Origin of the sequence: Bradyrhizobium sp. PUT101, from assembly GCF_052043945.1 — a bacterium.
In the GTDB taxonomy this organism is placed as follows: Bacteria; Pseudomonadota; Alphaproteobacteria; order Rhizobiales; family Xanthobacteraceae; genus Bradyrhizobium.
Window position 1 is genome coordinate 590418 of record NZ_CP197207.1, and the last position, 20275, is coordinate 610692.

Here is a 20275-nt window from a genome sequence, read left to right on the forward strand (position 1 = left end):
AAGAGCCGCGTCGCCGCCATAGTCGGACGAAGGCGGTTGCCTAAACGCTTCATCCCCTATATTGCTCCGCCCTTACGGGGCCACGTGGCGGAGTGGTTACGCAACGGTCTGCAAAACCGTGTACACCAGTTCAATTCTGGTCGTGGCCTCCATCATAAAGCTCTGAATTTTCTTGCGAAATTTCCTCTCTATCTGACCCGGCAATTCCGACCTCCCAACGGATTGCTAGCCTCCGCCTCCCGTTTTGAGCGGCTGCTTTCAAGGCGATATCGATCACCCCCGCAGCACGCTCCTGTGTGTAGCCAGTCGAGGTTGCTCACGTGGCCGTGCCTTGCAAGGGAACCGGAACTTATCCATGATGGTTCCATTGTAAGTCCGAGTTGCGTTAAGTGAAGCACATTGCACCCGACGGGCTCCAGCGTCGTCCCGTTTTCATCACCCTTGACAAGGTCGCGCTCGCAATCGTCGGGGCTGTGGCCGCGTTAGCGGTCTTCTGGGGGGCGACGAATCCGGGGCTCGAGGCGGCAAAGGGCGCGCCTGCAAAGGCGGATCCCCCCACATGCTATTCGATCGGCACGTCGGTAGCCTCCGGGTGCGCTGATAGAGCCAAGTGACCCGACGAAGCAGCCCGTGGCATTTGCCTTCCGCCAGTTCGACACAGGGCGGGCAATGACAACCGTCGGTATTGTCGGGTGGATTCTTCTGGCGATCGTCATCATCGTTACGCTGACCGCGAGCAAAAGCCCTCCAGCGTGAGAACGCCACAAGGTGCAGGCGGGTCGCGCGCACACCGGGTTTGTCCGGGCCCCGCGCCAACCGGCGATTCGGGCCCGCTGGCATGGAGTTCGCATCGGTCGGGCGAAATAACCGATCAATCGAGCGTTGGAGAAGCCGTGGGCGAGATCGTCCGATTTGTCCCGAAATCCGAGCTGGAGCGGGCTCGCCTCATTCGTGAGGCGCGCGCGATCTATGACAGCATCTTTCCACCGTCTGCACCCGACCGGGCGCCGCAGGACAGCGAGGAACGCGTCAAGAATTGATCGTGGTTGTGCGGTGGCCGGGGCGCCAAACCGCCTGCAAGGCGGGCGCGTCCGTTCACGATGAAGCCGGCCTCAGCAGGCCGCGTACCAGCCGTCGGGAAAGGGCAGGAGGGGCCAGGCGCCCTCGTTGTCATTGGCGGCCTTCGGAGTCGTCCTGGGCGTCGCGTCGAAGCTCCACGAGCGGGACACGAATTCCTCCTCCGGCGCGGGAGCCCGATCTTCAAGGACCATGACGTCCCGAACGGCATCCAGCAGCAAGTTGAATTCGGCTTCGCTCATCACACCCTCCGGAACGCGGATGACGCAATGTCGCAAAGCCGGATTGTGTTCGGATTGACCCGATCGCTCGCATTTTAACGATCCGGCGATCGCGACCCGATTGGTTAGCGATCCCTGAAAAATCCCGGGCGAATCCTACGTGCCTCCACGGCCTCGCCGGTGTGAAAGAGATCACATTCCCGGTGACCTATTTCTCCTAGGTCTTCGCACCAAGTCGGCCGGCGCGGGCCGGGCAGAACGGGAGACTTGGTCATGAAGGCAAGGTTCTTGCGGTTTGCGGGCGTGAAGAGTCGGGCGTGCGGCGCCTCGACGGTCGGGCTGTTCCTGGCGCTGTTTGCCTCCACCGCTCATGCCCAGGGCACGGCGGAGCAGCGGCGGGCCTGCACCCCCGACGTCTACCGCCTTTGCGCCGGCGAGATCCCCAACGTCCGCGCCATCACGGCCTGCTTGCGCCGCAACCGGTCCAGCCTGAGCGAGGCCTGTCGCGTGGTGTTCGATCAGGCTGGCGGCTGAGCCGCGCGGCCTGTGGATTTGTGCGCAGCAAGTACCTCGCACGGGCTCGCGAATTCGGCATGGTAAGCCTGTGGATATGCTGCGGACAGGCTGTGGAGGGCCGGTTGATTTGCTGCGGATGCGCCGGACCTCCATCGGCAAACGTCATATCTCTGTCAAACCGCTTCACCAAATGATTCTCCGGTCGGACAGATCGCTGCGTCAGCCGTGATCATTTGGTTCTCCCGAATTCGAAAATCCCCCACCCGCACCGCTTCGTGGCCTGCGTACAGTTTTTGTGCAGCCGTTTGCCCAAATGCCGGGCGCACTCCATCCAATTTTTTGTACGCCCGCGGACAAGCTTTTCGCGGCGCACTCCCGCACGCTTCCGCCCCGATCACTGGACCATGGCAGGCGCCATGGCATTTCGGAGGAACTGGCGAGATGGAGAAATCGGTTTGGCCCCAGGCGCGGCGGGAGATGGCGCGCGCATCATTGCCACGGCGCAAGCTCATGCTCGGCGCCGCCATCGCTTTCGGTCTCGTCGTCGCCGCACCGCTGAGCGCGCAGGCTGCAGCTCCCGCCGCCTGCGCCGCGCTTCAGGAGAAATACCCGGACTGGAAGGGCAAGACGCTCGTCAACGCCATCAACCCGCACACGCCCGGCTATGAGACCATCGATCCCAAGGATCCCAGCAAGTACATCGGCTTCGATATCGATCTCGGCGAAGCCATCGGCGAATGTCTCGGCTTCAAGCTGACCTACAAGGCGGTGACGTTCGCGGCGCTCCTGACCACGCTCGCCGCGGGACAGGCCGACATCGTGATCTCCGATATCTACGCCACCAAGGAGCGCGCCAAGGCTGCCGACTTCATCACCTACTCGAAGGTGTTCGACGGCGTGCTGGTCGCCAAGGGTAATCCGAAGGGCATCAACGGCATCAACATGTCGCTGTGCGGTGCCGCTGCCGCCGAGAACACCGGCTACGTCGAGGTTCCCCTGATCCAGGCGTTGGTCCCGGAGTGCAAGAAGGCCGGTAAGCCCGAACCGACCATCCAGCTCTACGACAACAACGCCAACTGCATTCAGGCGATCCTCGCCGGCCGTGCCGACACCTACATCAACGACGTCAACACCGTCGACAGCGCCGTGAAAGCCTATCCGGACAAGCTGGAGAAGGCGATTGCGGTGACGATCCCGTATTCCGTCGGCATCGCCGTACCCAAGAACAAGCCGAAATTCCGCGACGCCGTGCTCGCCGCGTTGATCGAGGTGCAGAAGGCCGGCACGCACATGGAGCTTCTGAAGAAGCATGGGCTCGATGTGAACAACTTCAAGGAGCCGGACATCCTGACGGCCGATTAGGGATTTACCTCTCCCCGTCGGGGAGAGGTCGGCGCGAAGCGCCGGGTGAGGGGGCACGACAACTCGGTGCAGCGTAACCCCTCATCCGGATCGCATCTGACGCTGCGATCCCGCCTCTCCCTACCGGAGAGGTCGCCCATGTCCAGTTCGCCCGCCTTCGGCGAAACCTGATCCCGCTCGGATTGACGGACGACTGATGTCCCTGTTCCTCCACTACCTGAGCATGCCGTATCTGCTCGAGGGCATCGAGCTCACCCTCGAGGTGACCGCCCTCGGGCTCGGCGGCGGATTGATCCTCGGACTGATCCTCGCCGGCATGCAGCTCTCCCGCTTCTGGCCGCTGGCGGCGATCGCCAGGGCCTATACCGTGATCTTCCGCGGCACGCCGCTGATCCTGCAGATGGTGTTCGCCTACGACGCGCTGCCGCATATCGGCATCAAGCTGCCGGCGGTGCTGGCCGCCGGTCTCGCGCTCGCCTGCAACGAGGCGCCGTTCATCGCGGAGATGCTGCGTGCCGGCGTTCTCGGCGTCGACCGCGGGCAGCTGACGGCCGGCCAGGCGCTGGGCATGACGCCGTCGGTGCTGATGCGCAGGATCATCGCGCCGCAGGCCATCCGCACGATGATCCCGGCCTTCGGCAACGAGGCGGTGAGTGCGCTGAAGAATTCCTCGCTCGCCTCCGTCGTCGCGGTGCAGGAGCTGACCTTGCGCTCGACGCAGCTCGCGTCCTCGACCTTCGACTTCTTCTCGATCTTTTTCGCCTCGGGTCTGCTCTATCTCGTGCTGACCGCGACCATCAGCGCGATCCAGCTCTTCGTCGAATGGTGGCTCGATCTCGACCGCACCACGCGCCGCGAGCGCAAGCTCGCCGATTATCTGCCCTGGCGCCGCGTCGATCTGGTCTCCAAGGTCGAACTCGCAGATGCGACCGTCGCCGATCCCGAGCCCGCACCTGCAGAGCTAGCGGCCACCCCGCCGCTGGCCCTGACTCGCGAGGAGCGCGCCCGCCGCGCCGCGACGATTGCGCGCAACAATATCGCGGTCGAAGTGAAGGACCTCACCAAGAGCTACGGCCCGCAGAAGGTGCTCGACGGTCTCGACCTCACGGTGCGCGTCGGCGAAGTGGTCGCGCTGCTCGGGCCCAGCGGCTCCGGCAAGAGCACGCTGCTTCGCTGCATCAACCACCTCGAAAATTGGGACGCCGGCACCGTGCGCGTCGGCGGCCGGCGCCTCGGCTTTGGCGAGAATGGCAAGCCGCTGCCGCCGCGGGCGATTGCCAATGAGCGCGCCAGTGTCGGCGTCGGCATGGTGTTCCAGCAGTTCAATCTGTTCGCGCATCTGTCGGCGAAGGAGAACATCGCCGGTCCCCTGCGCTGGGTTCACGGCATGACCCGGATCGACGCCGATCGCCGCGCCGCCGAGCTGCTCGACCGCGTCGGGCTCTCGCATCGCGCCCATGCGCTGCCGCGGCATCTCTCCGGCGGCCAGCAGCAGCGCGTGGCCATCGCCCGCGCGCTGGCGCCGAACCCGAGCGTGCTGCTGCTGGACGAACCGACCTCAGCGCTGGATCCCGAATTGGTCAGCGAGGTGCTGGAGGTGATCCGCCGCCTCGCCATCGACGATGGCCTCACCATGATCATCTCGACACATCAGATCCGCTTTGCCGACGAGGTCGCCGACCGCGTCGCCTTCCTGAGCGGCGGCGCGATCATCGAGGAGGGGCCCGCGCACGAGGTGCTCTCCAATCCCCGCAATCCGCTGACGGCGCGATTCCTCAGCGTGATGGAAGCCGACAAGGCTCCGGAGGCCGTGCGATGAGCCGCGCATCCGCAAGGTTCAAGACTCCCGAAGAGGCCACCTCATGAAGCATGTCACGCTGCCGGTTTCGCCGAAAACCGTCCACTGGGGCTATTTCTCCAAGACAGTCGCGCCCGCCCTGACGCTGCGCTCCGGGGATCGCGCCACCATCGAGACACTGACCCATCATGCCAATGACGATTACGAGCGCATGATCCAGGGCGATCCCGGCGCCGAGAGCGTGTTCCAGTGGACGCGCGAGCACAAGGCGGTCGCGCGCCGCGGCTCAGGCCCGACAGAAGGCCCGTTCATCCGCGGCGCAGGCGAGGGGATCGGCGTGCATTTGCTCACCGGGCCGGTCGCGATCGAAGGCGCCGAGCCCGGCGATATCCTGGAAGTGCGCATCCTCGACGTCCGGCCACGGCCGAGCTGCAGCGCCTGCCATGCCGGCCGCTGCTTCGGCTCCAACGTCGCAGCGAACTGGGGCTTTCACTATCACGACCTGATCGAGGAGCCGAAGCCGCGCGAGGTCGTCACCATCTTCGAGCTGGACACCTCCGGCGAGCCCTACGCGAAGGCGGTCTACAACTATGTCTGGACGCCGCAGACCGACCCTGACGGTATCGTGCATCCGACCATCGACTATCCCGGCGTCCGCGTCGATCACGCCACCATCAGGAAGCGCGAGAACATTCTCTCCAGCGCGAAGGTGCCGGCGCGGCTGCATTTCGGCACCATGGGCCTCGCGCCGTCGGAAGCCGATTTCGTCAGCTCGATCCCGCCGAGCTATACCGGCGGCAACATCGACGACTGGCGCATCGGCAAGGGCGCGCGGATGTTCTATCCGGTCGCGGTCCCCGGCGCCTATTTCTCGGTCGGCGATCCCCACGCCGCGCAGGGCGACAGCGAGCTCGGCGGCACCGCGATCGAGACCTCGCTGACCGGCGACTTCGAGTTCATCCTGCACAAGAAGGCCAACCTTGCCGGCACCAGCCTCGAAGGCCTCGACCATCCCATGCTCGAGACCGACCACGCCTGGTCATTCTACGGCTTCACCTATCCGAACTATCTCGCCACGCTCGGAGCCGATGCACAAACCGAGATTGCCAATCACTCCAGTCTCGACCGTGCGATGCGCGATGCGTTCAGAAAACTCCGCCGTTTCCTGATGACCGTACATCGCCTCAGCGAGGACGAGGCGATCTCGCTGATGTCGGTCGGGGCCGATTTCGGCGTCACCCAGGTCGTCGACGCCAATTGGGGCGTCCACGGCACGATCCGCAAGAACATCTTCCGGTGCGACTGAATCGCTCCACGTGGTCTTGCCCTAACACTTTGAAGGGCAACCCATTTTTCAGGATGTGATGGTGACCAACGAACCTCATCTTCGGCCCGTCGCGGCGACGGACGACCGCGTGCGTCTGGCACAGAGGTTGCTTCGATCGACTGCAACCTGGGTCGATCCGATGAGCTTCCGCCCGTTCACGAGCGAGTCCTACGCGCAAGACGACCGCCCCGAAGCCTGGCGGGACGTGCTGGCTGCGGTCGGCCTGCAACCGGCGGGTGGTCACGGCATATTCGACGGACATGCGACCGCATCGCACCGGCACGCTGCAGGCGTCGCGCTGACGCGCATGGCTGCGGGCGCGCAGAGCGTCGGTCCGCTCTCACGAGCAAGCGAAGACCTTCCCATCGCGCTGATGCCGGTCGAGGACGGAATGGTGCTGAAGAGCGCCGGCAGTCATCGTATCGTTCCCGTCGGTCATCTCGTGCTGCTGCCGCGCAGCGGCGACTGGAGCATCGTGTTCCAGCGCGATATGCGCGCCATCGTGCTGTCGGTAACATCGGAGGCACTGCACGGGCGCCTCTCGGGCAAGCCGCGGCTTGGCGGGCCCCGCGTCGTTCCACCCGGCGGCTTTGCCGACGTATTCTCCCGCCTGCTCGATGCCACTGCACGGACCCTCGACACCTTGAGCGATCCCGAATGGAATTCGGTCGTGCAATCCCTCGTCGATCTGTTGCTGACGCTCGTGCATCAGCTGGCGTCCTCTGCCTCCGATGCTGGATCGAGCGCGACGCAGGCCGCGCTGCTGCACCGGATCTGCCAGACCATCGAGCGTCGTCTCGACGATCCCGATCTGGTGCCGGCGCGCGTCGCGCAGGCCGAGGGGATTTCCGAACGCTACCTGCAAAAGCTGTTCGAGACCGTCGGGGACAATTTCACCCACTATGTTCGCGAGCGCCGCCTCCAGCGCGCCTGGGCCGACCTATCCAACCCAATCGAGGCCCATCGCTCGATCTCGGAGATCGCCTACGCCTACGGCTTTGGCGACTCCGCGCATTTCAGCCGCGCCTTCCGACATCGCTTCGGCCTGCCGCCGCGCGAGTTTCGCCAGCAGGAGGCAGAGCGCGCGATTGCACAGCACGGCGTCGCCGGCCAGCGCGGCTGGCCGCAGGAGGCACTGGCGCAGCTTCGCGCCCATCAGAGCGTGGAGACGCGCAGCAGTGTCGCCTGTGCCGGCGCCGAGGCGCGGACGACCGCCGAACGCCGTCATCACCACCTTCCGGTCGAGGCCAGCCGCGTCCATTGGGGCTATTTCAGCCGCTCGCTGCCGCCGCAGATCGAGATTGCCTCGGGCGACACCATCACCATCGAGACGCTGACCCAGCATGCCTCTGACGATCCCGCGTTGATGATCGCCGGCGATGCCGCCGCCGAAAGCGTGTTCGGCTGGACGCGGGACAAGAAGAACGTCGACCGCCGCGGCGCAGGGCCCATGGATGCCAGCGTGTTCGGCCGCGGTGCCGGCGAGGGGTTTGGCGTGCACATCTGCACCGGGCCCGTCGCGGTGAAGGACGCCCAGCCCGGCGATGTGCTGGAGGTGCGCATCCTCGACATCGTGCCGCGGGCGAGCCGCGATCCGAACCATGCGGGCCGTGTGTTCGGCTCCTCGGTCGCAGCGTGGTGGGGTTATCACTACAACGAGTTTCTCGGCGGTCCCAAGCCGCGCGAAGCGGTTACCATCTATGAGATCTTCGTTGACGCCGAGGTGCCACATGCCCGCGCCCTCTATTCCTACCGCTGGGAGCCGCAGACCGATCCGTTTGGCGTCGTGCACACCACCTACGACTACCCCGGCGTTCCCGTCGCACCTGCCACGATCAAGCGCCGCCATGCCGTACTCGACGGCATCAGGATTCCCCTGCGTCCGCATTTCGGGGTGATCGCGGTGGCGCCGCGCGAGGTCGATTTCGTCGATTCCGTGCCGCCGTCCTATTTCGGCGGCAATCTCGACAATTGGCGGCTGGGGAAGGGGGCGACCGTGTACCTTCCGGTCTCGGTTCCCGGTGCGCTGCTGTCGGTCGGCGATCCCCATGCGGCGCAGGGCGACGGCGAACTCAGCGGCACCGCGATCGAGTGCTCGATGACCGGCACCTTCGAGGTGATCCTGCACAAGAAAGCCGATCTCGGCGGCCAGCCCTTCGCCGATCTCTCTTACCCGCTGATCGAGACCGAGACCGATTGGGTGCTGACCGGCTTCAGCCACCCGAACTATCTCGCGGAGTTCGGCGCTCAAGGGCAGAGCGAGGTCTACGCCAAGTCCTCTCTCGACCTCGCCATGAAGGACGCGTTCCGCAAGATGCGGCGCTTCCTGATGAACGTGAAACGCCTCAGCGAGGACGAGGCGATCGCGCTGATGTCGGCCGCCGTCGATTTCGGCGTGACGCAGGTGGTCGACGGCAATTGGGGCGTGCACGCCATCCTCAGCAAGCGCCTGTTTCAGGACGCACCTTAACAAGGACACCCAGGTGAAATTCCACATGATCAGCGGCGGACCGAAGCCGGTCGCGCCCTTCAGCCACGCGGTGGAAACCGATGGCTTCGTCTTCGTCACGGGCCAGATGCCGGACACGCCGCAGGCGCCGGGCGTGCTGCCCGAGGGCATCGTCGCGCAGACCCGCGCGGTGATGGAGAACCTGAAAGTGGTGCTCGCCGGCCTCGATCTCGGCCTCGAGCATGTCGTGATGACGCGCGTGTATCTGACCCGCTTCAAGGAGGACTACGCCGCGATGAACGAGACCTACCGCACGTTCTTCGCACCGGATCGCCTGCCGGCCCGCACCTGTGTCGGCGTCACCGGGCTTGCCTACGATGCGTTGATCGAGATCGATCTGGCGTGCCGGCGGCCGTGATCGTTCGCAGCCTGGATGGAGCCAACGGGGCTACAAGATCTTGCGCTGCCTGTCGGCCAAAACACCCAATCGCCGGGTAAATCGGCGCGCGCGCACGTGCGTCTGCGACAGAGATTTGCGTCGGTGGGGAGAGGCGTTCCGCCCAGCTCGGTCATTGCCAGTTTGGCAACGGCCGATGGCCTCCTCAGGACGCGTTGCGGATGATGACGAATTCGTCCTTTGCAAGCGCAAGCGGCTTTGTTATACGCAGCCGCGCGCGAACGAACGGTTCGCCTTTTCCTCGGTAGCTCAGCGGTAGAGCATCCGACTGTTAATCGGATGGTCGCTGGTTCGAATCCAGCCCGGGGAGCCAAATTTCGCTGACAATTCAACGAATTGCGCTCGCACTCTCATGCGGTGCGTGATCTTCTTTGCCTGACTTTGGAAGACGATCTCCACGATCCAGCGCGGAATCGCGCTCGAACAGATGTGTGCGCGGGCGCTGTCGCGCCATGCAGGCGGCGCCAAATCGACTCAATTCGAATCGAGCATCGATCAGCCGGACAATTTACGGAGCTGACTCCCATGCCAGACATCCAGGTCGACCGTTCTCTCAAGGCCCCCTCGATTCTGCCGGCCGACGTTCCCGAACTCAGCGACGATGAATGCATCGCGTGTCTGGCGCGCGCGGTCGAGACCCCGGATTCGGCACGGCTGGATGAGGTCGCCGCTCTGATCGGCCGCCTCGCGGTGGCGATCGAGTAAGGCTGGTCCGCCCCTCGATCGGGAATTACGGAAGCCTTGTCCCTCGGGGCCAACGGCCATGTTGCGTTTTGACCGGGCATGCTCCAAAGATGCCGCGAATTTCCTCCGCGGCATTGTCCGCATTGCAGGGTCCGCAAATGTCCGGTTTTTCGACAGCGCGCCAGAAAATGGTCGATGGCCAGGTGCGCACCAGTGACGTCACTGACCGTCGTATTCTCGATGCCATGCTCGCGGTTCCGCGCGAGGCCTTCGTGCCGGCCGACCGGCAGGCGCTGGCTTACCTCGATCTCGACCTCGACGTGAGCGAAGGCGCCGCCAAGCGGTTCCTGATCAAGCCGGCGCTGACCGGTAAGCTGCTTCAGGCCGCCGAAATCGGCGAGGGTGACGCCGTGCTGGTCGTCGGGTGCGCCACGGGCTACCTCGCCGCGCTGACCGCCAAGCTCGCGCGGCAGGTCGCCGCGACGGAGTGCGATTCGGCCTTGGCCGCGAAGGCCAAGGACGCCTTCACCGCCCAGGGGCTTGCCAATGTCACCTGCCGGGCGGCGGCGTGCTCCGAGGGGGAACCTTCCGCCGCTCCCTATGACGTCATCGTCCTCAACGGAGCGGCCGAGGTGATGCCGGAAGCCCTGCTCAGGCAGCTGAAGGAGGGGGGGCGTCTGGTGGGGGTGTCGGCCGAATCGAAGCCGCCGCGCGCCATGATCGTGACCCGTACCCATGGCGAATTCGGCCATCGGGCACTGTTCGATGCCGCAGCCCCGGTCCTTCCCGGGCTGGAACGGGCCGCCGCCTTCGTCTTCTGACCGGTCAAAGCCCGCCAAAATCCTGTTCCGAATCAGAAGTGTGGCCGGGATGCTGCACGTGAAGAGTTTCCACTGAGAACCCCCCTCAGGTAGTTCCGTCGCGCTCGCCCCCGTCCTATGTTGCGGCGGGGCGATGACTCCACTCGTAGACGGTAACCCAGCTCGCGGGCACGGGGTGGGTGTTAGATGAACGGAATTTCAGGGATGCATGGGGTGAAGCTCTTCACCGGAGCTGCGGTTTCGGTCCTGTTGCTGGCGCTTGCCGGGCCGACGCCTGCCTTGGCGGAGACGATGGAAGGCGCGTTGGTGCGCGCCTATCAGGACAATCCGCAACTCAACGCGCAGCGTGCCCAAGTGCGTGTGACTGACGAAAACGTGCCGCAGGCCTTGTCCGGCTATCGCCCGCGGGTCTCGCTGACGGCGAGCGGCGGTTATCAATATCAGGACGTGCAGAGTGCCCCGGGCACCGACTCATTCCATGGAACCAGGCTACCTCGCAGCGCTGCGCTGACCGCTACGCAGACGCTCTATAATGGTAACATCACGGCCAACCGGGTTCGGGGCGCAGAGCACCAAGTCTCGGGCGCACGCGAAGGCCTGCGCAATCTCGAACAGAGCGTCCTGTTCCTGGCGGCGCAGACCTACATGGACTATCTGCGCGATTCGGCGACGGTCGAGGTCAACAAGAGCAACGTCCGCGTCCTCGAACAGACGTTGAAGCAGACGCGAGACCGCTTCAACGTCGGCGAAGTCACCCGCACTGACGTGGCGCAATCGGAAGCGCAGTTGGCTGCAGGGCGGACGCTGGAGCAGCAGTCCGAGGCCACGCTGACGGCGACGCGCGCGACCTATCGCCGTGTGATCGGCAACGACCCTGTCAACCTAGCACCCGGCTCGCCGGTGGATCGTTTGCTGCCGCCGTCGCTGGCGAAAGCCGTCGAGCTTGCGCTGATTGAGAACCCGACAGTCACAGCAGCGATGTTCGGCATCGATGTCGCTTATATGAGCGTGAAGATCAACGAAGGCGCGTTGCTGCCGACGGTCACATTGCAGGCGACCGCCCAGCAGGCCAACGAACAGTCCTTGATTCAGATGCGCTCGTTCACCGCATCGGCGATCGCGCAGGTCTCGGTGCCGATTTATCAGGGCGGCTCCGAATATTCCCTGATCCGACAGTCCAAGGAGTCGCTGGCACAGCAGCGTCTCACGCTCGATCAGACTCGTGACCAGGCTCGCGCTGACACCGCATCTGCCTGGGGCCAGCTCCAGGCATCCAAAGCGCAGGTGACGTCCGCACAAGCCCAGGTGACGGCATCCGAGATCGCGCTGAACGGTGTGCGCGAGGAGGCAAAGGCCGGGCAGCGCACCACGCTCGACGTCCTCAATGCGCAGCAGGCGCTGGTCAACGCCCGCATCAGTCTCGTGAACGCGCAGCATGATCGCGTTGTGAATTCGTACAGGGTGCTGAGCACCATCGGTCGCCTGTCGCCCCGGGTACTCGGCCTTGCGACCACGGTCCACGACCCCAGCGTTCACTACCAACAGGTCCGCGACAGCTGGGCCGGCGTGCGCACCCCCGACGGGCGCTGATTCTCGCAGTCATCCGGTCGACCTCGCGAACAGTCCGGGGTCGACCGGTGCTTTGCTTGCAATCGTCGAAATCCCTGACATAGCCTTGCCAAGAAGATGCGGGTCGATTCGCCCCGCGTTGATGTCGTGTGCGTAACGCTTGAGTGCCGGGGGCAGGGGCGCACTGCTGCACGTTGAGCCGTGATCTGGGGACAAGTCGGGCTGCCGCGACGAAAATGAGGGGCCCCCCGTCCGGAACCGGCCAATCCTGTCGTGCTTGGTGTAAAACAACGCATGCGAGGGCGTTGATGATGTGGAGTCGGAGATGACGCAGCCTGCAAAGGTCACAGAACCCTCGATGGAGGAGATTCTGGCCTCGATCCGGCGCATCATTGCCGACGATGAGGCAAAGCCCCCGCCGGCTGATGCCGCCAAGCCCGAGAAGACTGCGGCGCCCGCGGCGGCACCTAAGCCGCAGGCAATGAACGACGTTCCGCCATCCAAGGTCGCTCCCGCAAAGCCTGTTGCCGAGAAACCCGCGCCATCAGCTGCGAAGCCCGCGCCGGCGCCCGCACCCGCACCCGCCGCGGACGCAGCCAACAGCCAGGACGATATCGACGCGCTGCTGGCGGGGCTCGATGTGGCCACGCCTGCGCCCGAGGTCCGAGCTCCCGAGCCCGAGCCCGAGCCAGAACCAGAGCCCGACGTGCTCGAACTGACTGACGAGATGGCAGTGGACCCGACACCGCCTCCGCCGCCGCCGAGCTTCCGCAAGGTCGAGCCGCGCGACGATCTCGAATTCGCCGAGTCGCCGCAGCCGCGCTCCGCGCCCCCGCCGCCGTCTTATGCCCCCGTGGACTTCGACGCGCCGCCCCTGCCGCCGCAGCAGCCGATCCTCGCGCAATCGACGGTCTCCGCGGTCGAATCCGCCTTCAATTCCCTGGCCCATACGGTGCTCAGCAGCAATGCACGGACGCTGGAGGATCTGGTCAAGGAGATGCTGCGGCCGATGCTGAAGTCCTGGCTCGACGACAACCTGCCGGGCCTCGTTGAACGCATCGTGAAGGCCGAAATCGAGCGAGTCTCGCGCGGCGGCCGCTGAGAATGGCCTTGCGGCCCCGATATAGCCCCGCTCGTACGCCATATTAGGCCCGTCGACCGGACAGGAAAGCCCGTCTGCGCTGACCTTTTCGTTGACTTGGCCCCCTCGCGCGGCTTTCTAGCAGCCCCATGATCGAGAAAAATTACCAACCCGCCGATATCGAAGCCCGCATGTCCGTCGTGTGGGAGGACAGCCTTGCCTTCAAGGCTGGTCGCCCCGACCGGCGTGATGCCGTGCCCTTCACCATCGTGATCCCGCCGCCGAACGTGACGGGCTCGCTGCACATGGGCCACGCCCTCAACAACACGCTGCAGGACATCCTGTGCCGGTTCGAGCGCATGCGCGGCCGCGACGTGCTGTGGCAGCCCGGCACCGACCATGCCGGCATCGCCACCCAGATGGTGGTCGAGCGGCAGTTGATGGAGCGTCAGCAGCCCGGCCGCCGCGAGATGGGCCGCGAGAAGTTTCTCGAGCGGGTCTGGCAGTGGAAGGCCGAGAGCGGCGATACCATCATCAACCAGCTCAAGCGGCTCGGCGCCTCCTGCGATTGGTCGCGCGAGCGCTTCACCATGGACGAGGGCCTCTCGAAAGCCGTCGTCAAGGTGTTCGTCGAGCTGCACCGCGAGGGGCTGATCTACAAGGACAAGCGGCTGGTGAACTGGGACACCAAGCTGCTGACCGCGATCTCGGATCTCGAGGTGCAGCAGACCGAGGTCAAGGGCAACCTCTGGTACCTGCGCTATCCGATCGAGGGCAAGATTTTCAGCCCTGAGGATCCCTCGAGCTTCATCGTCGTCGCCACCACGCGCCCCGAGACCATGCTCGGCGATACCGGCGTGGCCGTGCATCCCGAGGATGAGCGCTATCAGAAGCTGGTCGGCAACAACGTGATCCTGCCGCTGGTCGGCCGCAAGATCAAAATCGTCGCCGACGATTATTCCGATCCGGAAAAGGGCTCGGGTGCGGTCAAGATCACGCCGGCACACGACTTCAACGACTTCGAGGTCGGCAATCGCCACGGCCTGCGCCGCATCAGCGTGATCGACAGGGAAGGGTGCCTCGATCTCGTCGACAACGAGGACTATCTGCGCGACCTGCCTGAAGGCGCCGGGCAGTTCGCCGAGGAGTTCCACAAGGTCGACCGCTTCGCGGCACGCAAGCGCATCGTCGAGCGGCTGGAATCGTTCGGCTTCGTCGAGCGGATCGAGCCGCACACCCACATGGTGCCGCACGGCGACCGCTCGAACAGCGTGATCGAGCCCTACCTGACCGACCAATGGTATGTCGACGCCAAGACGCTGGCCAGGCCCGCGATCGCTGCGGTGCGCTCCGGCGAAACCACTTTCGTGCCGAAGAACTGGGAAAAGACCTATTTCGACTGGATGGAGAACATCCAGCCCTGGTGTATTTCGCGCCAGCTCTGGTGGGGCCACCAGATCCCGGCCTGGTACGGACCTGATGGCAAGGTGTTCGTCGCCGAGACCGAGGAGGAGGCCGTCAGCCACGCGCTCGGCTACTATGTCGAGCAGGAAGTCATCACGCCGGAGCAGGGGCGCGAGATGGCGCTCGACCGCAACAAGCGCGAAGGCTTCATCACCCGCGACGAGGACGTGCTCGACACCTGGTTCTCCTCGGCGCTGTGGCCGTTCTCGACGCTCGGCTGGCCGGATGACACGCCCGAGGTGCAGCGTTACTACCCGACCAATGCGCTGGTGACCGGCTTCGACATCATCTTCTTCTGGGTCGCCCGCATGATGATGATGGGCCTGCACTTCATGAAGGAGGTGCCGTTCTCGACCATCTACATCCACGCCCTCGTCCGCGACGAGAAGGGCGCCAAGATGTCGAAGTCGAAGGGCAACGTCATCGATCCCCTCCACCTGATCGACGAATACGGCGCCGACGCCCTACGCTTCACGCTGGCCGCGATGGCGGCGCAGGGGCGCGACATCAAGCTCGCCACCAGCCGCGTCGAGGGCTATCGCAATTTCGCGACGAAGCTCTGGAACGCCTGCCGCTTCGCCGAGATGAACCACTGCGCCGTGCCTGAAGGCTTCGAGCCGGCGAAGGCGAAGGAGACACTGAATCGCTGGATCGCGCATGAGACCGCGCACACCACGCGTGAGGTGACCGAGGCGATCGAGGCCTATCGCTTCAACGATGCCGCGGGCAGCATCTATCGCTTCGTCTGGAACGTCTATTGCGACTGGTATGTCGAGCTCGCAAAGCCCGTGCTGCTCGGCCCGGACAGTCCAGCCAAGGACGAAACCCGCGCCATGGTTGCCTGGGCGCGCGACGAGATCCTCAAGCTGCTGCATCCCTTCATGCCCTTCATCACCGAAGAGCTGTGGGAGGTGACCGCCAGGCGCGACGGCCTGCTCGCGCTGGCGCCGTGGCCGCTCAAGCCGGTCGAGCCGACGCCGGAGCAACTCGCGATGCTCGCGGCGACGACGGGGCCGACCGATCCACTCGTCTCGCCGGCCTGGGTGCTGCCGTTCTTCGATCATGCCGACTTCACCGATCCCGCTGCCGAGGCCGAGATTGGCTGGGTGATCGACCTCGTCACGCAGATCCGCTCCGTGCGCGCCGAGATGAACATCCCGCCGGCGACGCTGACGGCTCTGGTGCTCGCCGGCGCCTCGGCCGAGACCCGGGAACGCGCGCCGCGCTGGACCGATGTCATCAAGCGCATGGCGCGGCTGTCCGACATCTCCTTCGCCGACCGCGCGCCTGATGGGGCCGTACAGCTGCTCGTGCGTGGCGAGGTCGCAGCGCTGCCGCTCAAGGGCGTGATCGACGTCGCCGCCGAGCGCACGCGCCTCGACAAGGAGATCGGCAAGGCCGACGCCGACATCAAGCGTGCCGAGTCCAAGCTGTCGAACGAGAAATTCGTCGCCAACGCGGCCGAGGAGGTCGTCGAGGAGGAGCGCGAAAAGCGCGAGGCCGCGCTGGCCCGCAAGGCCAAGCTGCTCGAGGCGCTGGAGCGGCTGAAGCAGGCGTCGTGAGACTCCCGTCATTCCGGGATGGTCCGAAGGACCAGACCCGGAATCTCGAACTTCCGGGTTCGATGCTGCGCATCGCCCCGGAATGACAATCACTTCGGAAACGGCTTGCTCAAAAACTTCGAGCCCTTGATACCATAGCGCCAGGGCAGCTCGACCGCCTTGGTGATGCCGATCCGGATGCCCGTTGCGACCTCCACATCCTCCGTCCGCGCATGCAGCGCGATTGGCGGGCGGTCCAGCGGCAGCGCGTTGTGCGCGATGGTGATGCCGAGCGCTTCGGTCAGCTTGCCGGGGCCCGAGCACAGCGCATGCATGTCCTGCAGATGCCGATGTCGGCGCATCGCAGCTAAGCCATGCGTCGGCTCGAGCGCGCGGATCAGCACGGCGCTGGCCGAGCCTTCCTCCTCGCAGACGAAGTTGACGCACCAGTGGATGCCGTAGGAACGGTAGACATAGGCAAAGCCGGGCGGGCCGAACATCACCTGGTTCCGCTGCGTCGGCCCGCGATAGGAGTGCGCCGCCGGGTCGGTATGATGATAGGCCTCGACCTCGACGATGATCCCGCCGACGCCATCGACCAGCATGGTCGCGCCGATCAGGTCGGGCGCGACCTCGTGGACGCTGCGGCCGAAGAAGGCGCGCTTCAGGGCCCTGCCGAGCCGTGGTGTGGATGCCTTCGAGATTGGAGCCATTCGAGGTGAGAATCGCCTGAGAACAGAGCAGGATATTGCCCATATCTGCCATGTTCCCTGAAGCGGCGCGAGCCGGGTTGCGGCAGGCGGCCAGACCGACTAGGTAGGACCTGAACAGACCGGACACCCCATGGTCGTTATTGTCGATACCATCTCGAACCCGCTGCGCCCGCGCCACCCCGAAAAGGTGAACCGGCCCGATTCTGCTTCCCCGCCGAAGCCGGACTGGATTCGCGTGCGCGCGCCCAATACCCGCGGCTATGCAGACACCCGCAACATCGTGCGGGCGAACGGCCTGCACACGGTGTGCGAGGAGGCGGGCTGCCCGAATATCGGCGAGTGCTGGGACAAAAAGCACGCGACCTTCATGATCATGGGTGACACCTGCACCCGTGCCTGTGCCTTCTGCAACGTCAAGACCGGCCTGCCGAATGCATTGGATGCGGCCGAGCCGCAAAACGTCGCCGAGGCCACCGCCAAGCTGGGCCTTGCCCACGTCGTCATTACCTCTGTCGACCGCGACGATCTCGCCGATGGCGGCGCCGAGCATTTCGCAGAAACCATTCGCGCGATTCGAGCCGCGTGTCCTTCGACCACGATCGAGATCCTGACGCCCGACTTCCTGCGCAAGGAGGGGGCACTCGAAATCGTCGTTGCGGCGAAGCCCGACGTGTTCAACCACAATCTCGAGACGGTGCCGTCGCGCTATCTCACGGTGCGGCCCGGCGCGCGCTACTTCCACTCGATCCGGCTGTTGCAGCGGGTCAAGGAACTCGATCCCACTGTCTTCACCAAGTCCGGCATCATGGTGGGCCTTGGTGAGGAGCGCCACGAGGTGCTCCAGGTGATGGACGATCTGCGCTCGGCCGAGGTCGATTTCCTGACCATCGGGCAATATCTCCAGCCGACCCGCAAGCACCACGCCGTGATGCGCTATGTGCCGCCGGACGAGTTTTCGTCTTACGAGAAGGTCGCCTACACCAAGGGCTTCCTGATGGTGTCGGCGAGCCCGCTGACCCGCTCGTCGCATCATGCCGGCGAGGACTTTGCGAGACTGAAGGCCGCGCGGGCCGCTACTGCCCTCTGAACCGATATGCCCCGTTTTTCGAGCAAGCGCCGTGTCAATCACAGCGCATCCGAGATGTTCGATCTGGTCGCCGACGTCGAGCGCTATCCGGAATTCGTGCCGCTGTGCAGCGCGCTGAAGGTTCGTCAGCGCATGGCAAAGCCGGACGGCACCGAGGTGCTGATTGCCGACATGACGGTATCGTTCAAGCTGATCAAGGAGTCCTTCACCAGCCGGGTGACGCTCGACCGCGCCAATCTGAAGATCCTGGTCGAGTATCTGCAAGGTCCTTTCAGCAACCTCGAAAATCGCTGGACGTTCGAGCCCAAGGGCCAAGAGGGGGGTGAGGGCGTCTGCGACGTCGGGTTCTTCCTCTCCTACGAGTTCAGGAGCCGCATGCTGGCGATGCTGATGGGCTCGATGTTCGACGCCGCGTTCGCGCGGTTTTCCACCGCTTTCGAGAAGCGGGCGGACGCCATCTACGGCCGGCCGAAGCTGGCGTCGTCGTAAGGCGCATTCTCTCCGCCGTCATTGCGAGGAGCGAAGCGACGAAGCAATCCAGAGTCTTTCCGCGGAGGGATTCTGGATTGCTTCGCTTCGCTCGCAATGACGATGGTGAGACAGGTGAGCCATCCTCAATCCACCGCCTTCACCACGTCCGGCGGCTGCGAGGCATAGTACGCGGCGGCCTGCTCGATCTCCTGTGGTGTCATCGCGCGCGCGATGTTGCGCATCTGCTGGCTGATGTCGTTGCGCCGTTCACCGGAGGCGAAGGCCTGGAGCTGGGCCTTCATGTAGGCCTCGGACTGCCCCTCCAGCCACGGGCTGCCGATCTTGTTGTCGAGGCTGCCATGGCAGGAACCGCAGGGGGCGATTCCGCGCATCGGCGCGCCATAGATGACGATGTTCGGCTTCGGCAGCTGCGGCGTCGGGTGATAGGCCGGCAGCCGCGGCAGATAGGCGTAATAATTGGAGAGATCGGCGATCTCCTGGTCGGTCAAGTTGACCGCAAACGGCGACATCACGGCATTGGTGCGCGCGCCCGAGCGGAAATCGTGCAGCTCCTTGTAGATCACGGCCGCATACTGGCCAGCGAGATTGGGGGAGTCCGCACGGCTGATGCCGGTGGGGCCGCAGCGCTGCGCCAGCGTCGCGCCGCGGCCGATCGCCTCCCTGGCGCGCTTGTTGTGCAAGTCTTCCGCTCCGTTACGGCCCGAATGCACGCATCGATCTTGTCTTTGGCGACATCGATGCCGACGACAACCAGATCGCTTTGTGTCATCATCCACTCCCTTCCTTGCCTGGTACGGGCTCGCAGCCCTTGCAACTGTTCGGGTTGAGGAAGACACCGGAACTGTCCCTTGCTCTGTTAGCAGGCTCTGTCGCCTTTGGGCGCAACGGGCTCAGTTCCGGCAACAGGCGGTTCTGATCCAACCGCCCGTTGCCACATTCTGGCAGATTTCGGGGACACAAGGGCACAGGGAAGACCGGGTGCCGGCCGGGCACCCACGGTCCACTGTGCGAAGGTTGCGCTACGAGAAGCTGCACAGCGGCATACAGGTGGAGCCAAACATCCGGCCTTCCCTGCGCAGTGGTTTGACGGCTTATGCCGAGTTCTCCCCGGGGAGCGATGCACTATTGCCCCCGTCGCCTTGCGGATGGCTGATGCGCGCGCCCGGTCGGGCCGCCACATCACCGCAAGACTTGGCGCACAGACCCCGGGCGCCAGCGGTTTTGCCGTACGCAGATCACACCGGTCGTGTGCGTGAAGACCGGTCGCTCACGGTCGCCCGCCCTGCGAAGTCTCTCGCGCCGATGCTGCCTGCGTCCACCGCAGCTCACCCCGCGTGTCGTGACGATCGCGATACGCCCCTCTGACCGGGGTGAGGTGGCGGAGGAATACGTCAAAGCCGAATTTCGGTAAAGTGGAATCTTTTCGCGCGCGCCGATTGACCCGGTGATTGGCACAAGGACTGGTAGGGATGGGCTGTCACGCGCAAGCCGCGGCGCACAATCAAGGAGTTATACTTCCTGTGGCGAAGGTGACCACCTGTCGTCTGCGCGTCAAACGTGGAGCAGCGACGCCCCCCCTTGCCGCGAGCGGTACACATGTACGGGGTGTATTTCAT

At 64.7% G+C, this 20275-nt stretch carries 16 protein-coding genes, 2 tRNA genes and 1 pseudogene; 16 read left to right on the top strand and 3 right to left on the bottom strand.

The features are described from left to right. Positions 1–78: 78 nt before the first annotated feature. Positions 79–152 (top strand) — tRNA-Cys (locus ACSHT2_RS02920). Between the two features lie 741 nt (positions 153–893). After that, complete coding sequence (locus tag ACSHT2_RS02925; RefSeq protein WP_440640311.1) at positions 894–1040, top strand: hypothetical protein; 147 nt, start codon at positions 894–896, stop codon at positions 1038–1040. A gap of 72 nt (positions 1041–1112) precedes the next feature. Here the strand turns inward: ACSHT2_RS02925 and ACSHT2_RS02930 are convergent, their stop codons facing one another. Further along, entirely contained in the window at positions 1113–1319 is a 207-nt protein-coding gene (locus ACSHT2_RS02930) for a hypothetical protein (RefSeq protein WP_319332690.1), read from the bottom strand. A 252-nt stretch (positions 1320–1571) separates the two neighbouring features. On the opposite strand from ACSHT2_RS02930, the gene ACSHT2_RS02935 reads away from it, so the two are divergent. The 12 genes from ACSHT2_RS02935 (at position 1572) to ACSHT2_RS02990 (ending at position 16388) form a co-directional block, all read left to right on the top strand. After that, positions 1572–1832: a hypothetical protein gene (locus tag ACSHT2_RS02935; RefSeq protein WP_440640312.1), complete on the top strand. Its 261-nt coding sequence runs from the start codon at positions 1572–1574 to the stop codon at positions 1830–1832. A 459-nt stretch (positions 1833–2291) separates the two neighbouring features. Next, positions 2292–3176: an ABC transporter substrate-binding protein gene (locus ACSHT2_RS02940; protein ID WP_440643027.1), complete on the top strand. Its 885-nt coding sequence runs from the start codon at positions 2292–2294 to the stop codon at positions 3174–3176. A gap of 196 nt (positions 3177–3372) precedes the next feature. Then, positions 3373–4995, top strand: a complete 1623-nt coding sequence (locus ACSHT2_RS02945) for an amino acid ABC transporter permease/ATP-binding protein (protein WP_319332695.1) — start codon at positions 3373–3375, stop codon at positions 4993–4995. Between the two features lie 43 nt (positions 4996–5038). Continuing rightward, the gene (locus ACSHT2_RS02950) at positions 5039–6280 is read left to right on the top strand and encodes an acetamidase/formamidase family protein (RefSeq protein WP_440640313.1); all 1242 of its coding nucleotides are present in this window, start codon (positions 5039–5041) and stop codon (positions 6278–6280) included. 160 nt (positions 6281–6440) lie between these two features. Then, a complete protein-coding gene (locus ACSHT2_RS02955) occupies positions 6441–8771 on the top strand; it encodes an acetamidase/formamidase family protein (protein WP_440643028.1) in 2331 nt (776 codons plus the stop codon). 13 nt (positions 8772–8784) lie between these two features. After that, positions 8785–9168 carry a RidA family protein gene (locus ACSHT2_RS02960; protein ID WP_440640314.1) on the top strand — a complete coding sequence of 128 codons (384 nt, stop codon included), beginning with the start codon at positions 8785–8787 and terminating at the stop codon, positions 9166–9168. 277 nt (positions 9169–9445) lie between these two features. Continuing rightward, positions 9446–9520, top strand: a tRNA-Asn gene (locus tag ACSHT2_RS02965). 212 nt (positions 9521–9732) lie between these two features. Beyond that, complete coding sequence (locus ACSHT2_RS02970) at positions 9733–9912, top strand: hypothetical protein (RefSeq protein WP_440640315.1); 180 nt, start codon at positions 9733–9735, stop codon at positions 9910–9912. A 137-nt stretch (positions 9913–10049) separates the two neighbouring features. Further along, positions 10050–10712 carry a protein-L-isoaspartate O-methyltransferase family protein gene (locus tag ACSHT2_RS02975; protein ID WP_440640316.1) on the top strand — a complete coding sequence of 221 codons (663 nt, stop codon included), beginning with the start codon at positions 10050–10052 and terminating at the stop codon, positions 10710–10712. Positions 10713–10916: 204 nt separating this feature from the next. Next, positions 10917–12302, top strand: coding sequence for a TolC family outer membrane protein (locus ACSHT2_RS02980; RefSeq protein ID WP_319332947.1), 1386 nt, complete (start codon positions 10917–10919; stop codon positions 12300–12302). A gap of 304 nt (positions 12303–12606) precedes the next feature. Further along, complete coding sequence (locus ACSHT2_RS02985; protein ID WP_440640317.1) at positions 12607–13383, top strand: PopZ family protein; 777 nt, start codon at positions 12607–12609, stop codon at positions 13381–13383. 128 nt (positions 13384–13511) lie between these two features. Beyond that, positions 13512–16388 (top strand): valine--tRNA ligase, encoded by a 2877-nt coding sequence (locus ACSHT2_RS02990; RefSeq protein ID WP_440640318.1) that lies wholly within the window; start codon positions 13512–13514, stop codon positions 16386–16388. Positions 16389–16477: 89 nt separating this feature from the next. Here ACSHT2_RS02990 and ACSHT2_RS02995 read toward each other — a convergent pair whose 3' ends face one another. Further along, positions 16478–17080 (bottom strand): DNA-3-methyladenine glycosylase, encoded by a 603-nt coding sequence (locus ACSHT2_RS02995; RefSeq protein WP_440640319.1) that lies wholly within the window; start codon positions 17078–17080, stop codon positions 16478–16480. Between the two features lie 130 nt (positions 17081–17210). Between ACSHT2_RS02995 and lipA the strand changes: the two genes are divergently transcribed. Both lipA and ACSHT2_RS03005 read left to right on the top strand, forming a co-directional pair. Next, the gene (lipA, locus tag ACSHT2_RS03000; protein ID WP_440640320.1) at positions 17211–18167 is read left to right on the top strand and encodes a lipoyl synthase; all 957 of its coding nucleotides are present in this window, start codon (positions 17211–17213) and stop codon (positions 18165–18167) included. A 6-nt stretch (positions 18168–18173) separates the two neighbouring features. Beyond that, the gene (locus ACSHT2_RS03005) at positions 18174–18656 is read left to right on the top strand and encodes a type II toxin-antitoxin system RatA family toxin (protein ID WP_370112883.1); all 483 of its coding nucleotides are present in this window, start codon (positions 18174–18176) and stop codon (positions 18654–18656) included. A 125-nt stretch (positions 18657–18781) separates the two neighbouring features. Here ACSHT2_RS03005 and ACSHT2_RS03010 read toward each other — a convergent pair. Beyond that, a pseudogene (locus tag ACSHT2_RS03010) lies at positions 18782–19324 on the bottom strand (c-type cytochrome); the annotation flags it as partial. Positions 19325–20275 lie beyond the last annotated feature (951 nt).

Coding starts and splice junctions, on each gene's coding strand:
- ACSHT2_RS02930 (WP_319332690.1), bottom strand. CDS start 1,319: ATGAGCGAAGCCGAATTCAACTTGCTGCTGGATGCCGTTCGGGACGTC.
- ACSHT2_RS02935 (WP_440640312.1), top strand. CDS start 1,572: ATGAAGGCAAGGTTCTTGCGGTTTGCGGGCGTGAAGAGTCGGGCGTGC.
- ACSHT2_RS02940 (WP_440643027.1), top strand. CDS start 2,292: ATGGCGCGCGCATCATTGCCACGGCGCAAGCTCATGCTCGGCGCCGCC.
- ACSHT2_RS02945 (WP_319332695.1), top strand. CDS start 3,373: ATGTCCCTGTTCCTCCACTACCTGAGCATGCCGTATCTGCTCGAGGGC.
- ACSHT2_RS02950 (WP_440640313.1), top strand. CDS start 5,039: ATGAAGCATGTCACGCTGCCGGTTTCGCCGAAAACCGTCCACTGGGGC.
- ACSHT2_RS02955 (WP_440643028.1), top strand. CDS start 6,441: ATGAGCTTCCGCCCGTTCACGAGCGAGTCCTACGCGCAAGACGACCGC.
- ACSHT2_RS02970 (WP_440640315.1), top strand. CDS start 9,733: ATGCCAGACATCCAGGTCGACCGTTCTCTCAAGGCCCCCTCGATTCTG.
- ACSHT2_RS02975 (WP_440640316.1), top strand. CDS start 10,050: ATGTCCGGTTTTTCGACAGCGCGCCAGAAAATGGTCGATGGCCAGGTG.
- ACSHT2_RS02980 (WP_319332947.1), top strand. CDS start 10,917: ATGCATGGGGTGAAGCTCTTCACCGGAGCTGCGGTTTCGGTCCTGTTG.
- ACSHT2_RS02985 (WP_440640317.1), top strand. CDS start 12,607: ATGACGCAGCCTGCAAAGGTCACAGAACCCTCGATGGAGGAGATTCTG.
- ACSHT2_RS02990 (WP_440640318.1), top strand. CDS start 13,512: ATGATCGAGAAAAATTACCAACCCGCCGATATCGAAGCCCGCATGTCC.
- ACSHT2_RS02995 (WP_440640319.1), bottom strand. CDS start 17,080: ATGGCTCCAATCTCGAAGGCATCCACACCACGGCTCGGCAGGGCCCTG.
- lipA (WP_440640320.1), top strand. CDS start 17,211: ATGGTCGTTATTGTCGATACCATCTCGAACCCGCTGCGCCCGCGCCAC.
- ACSHT2_RS03005 (WP_370112883.1), top strand. CDS start 18,174: ATGCCCCGTTTTTCGAGCAAGCGCCGTGTCAATCACAGCGCATCCGAG.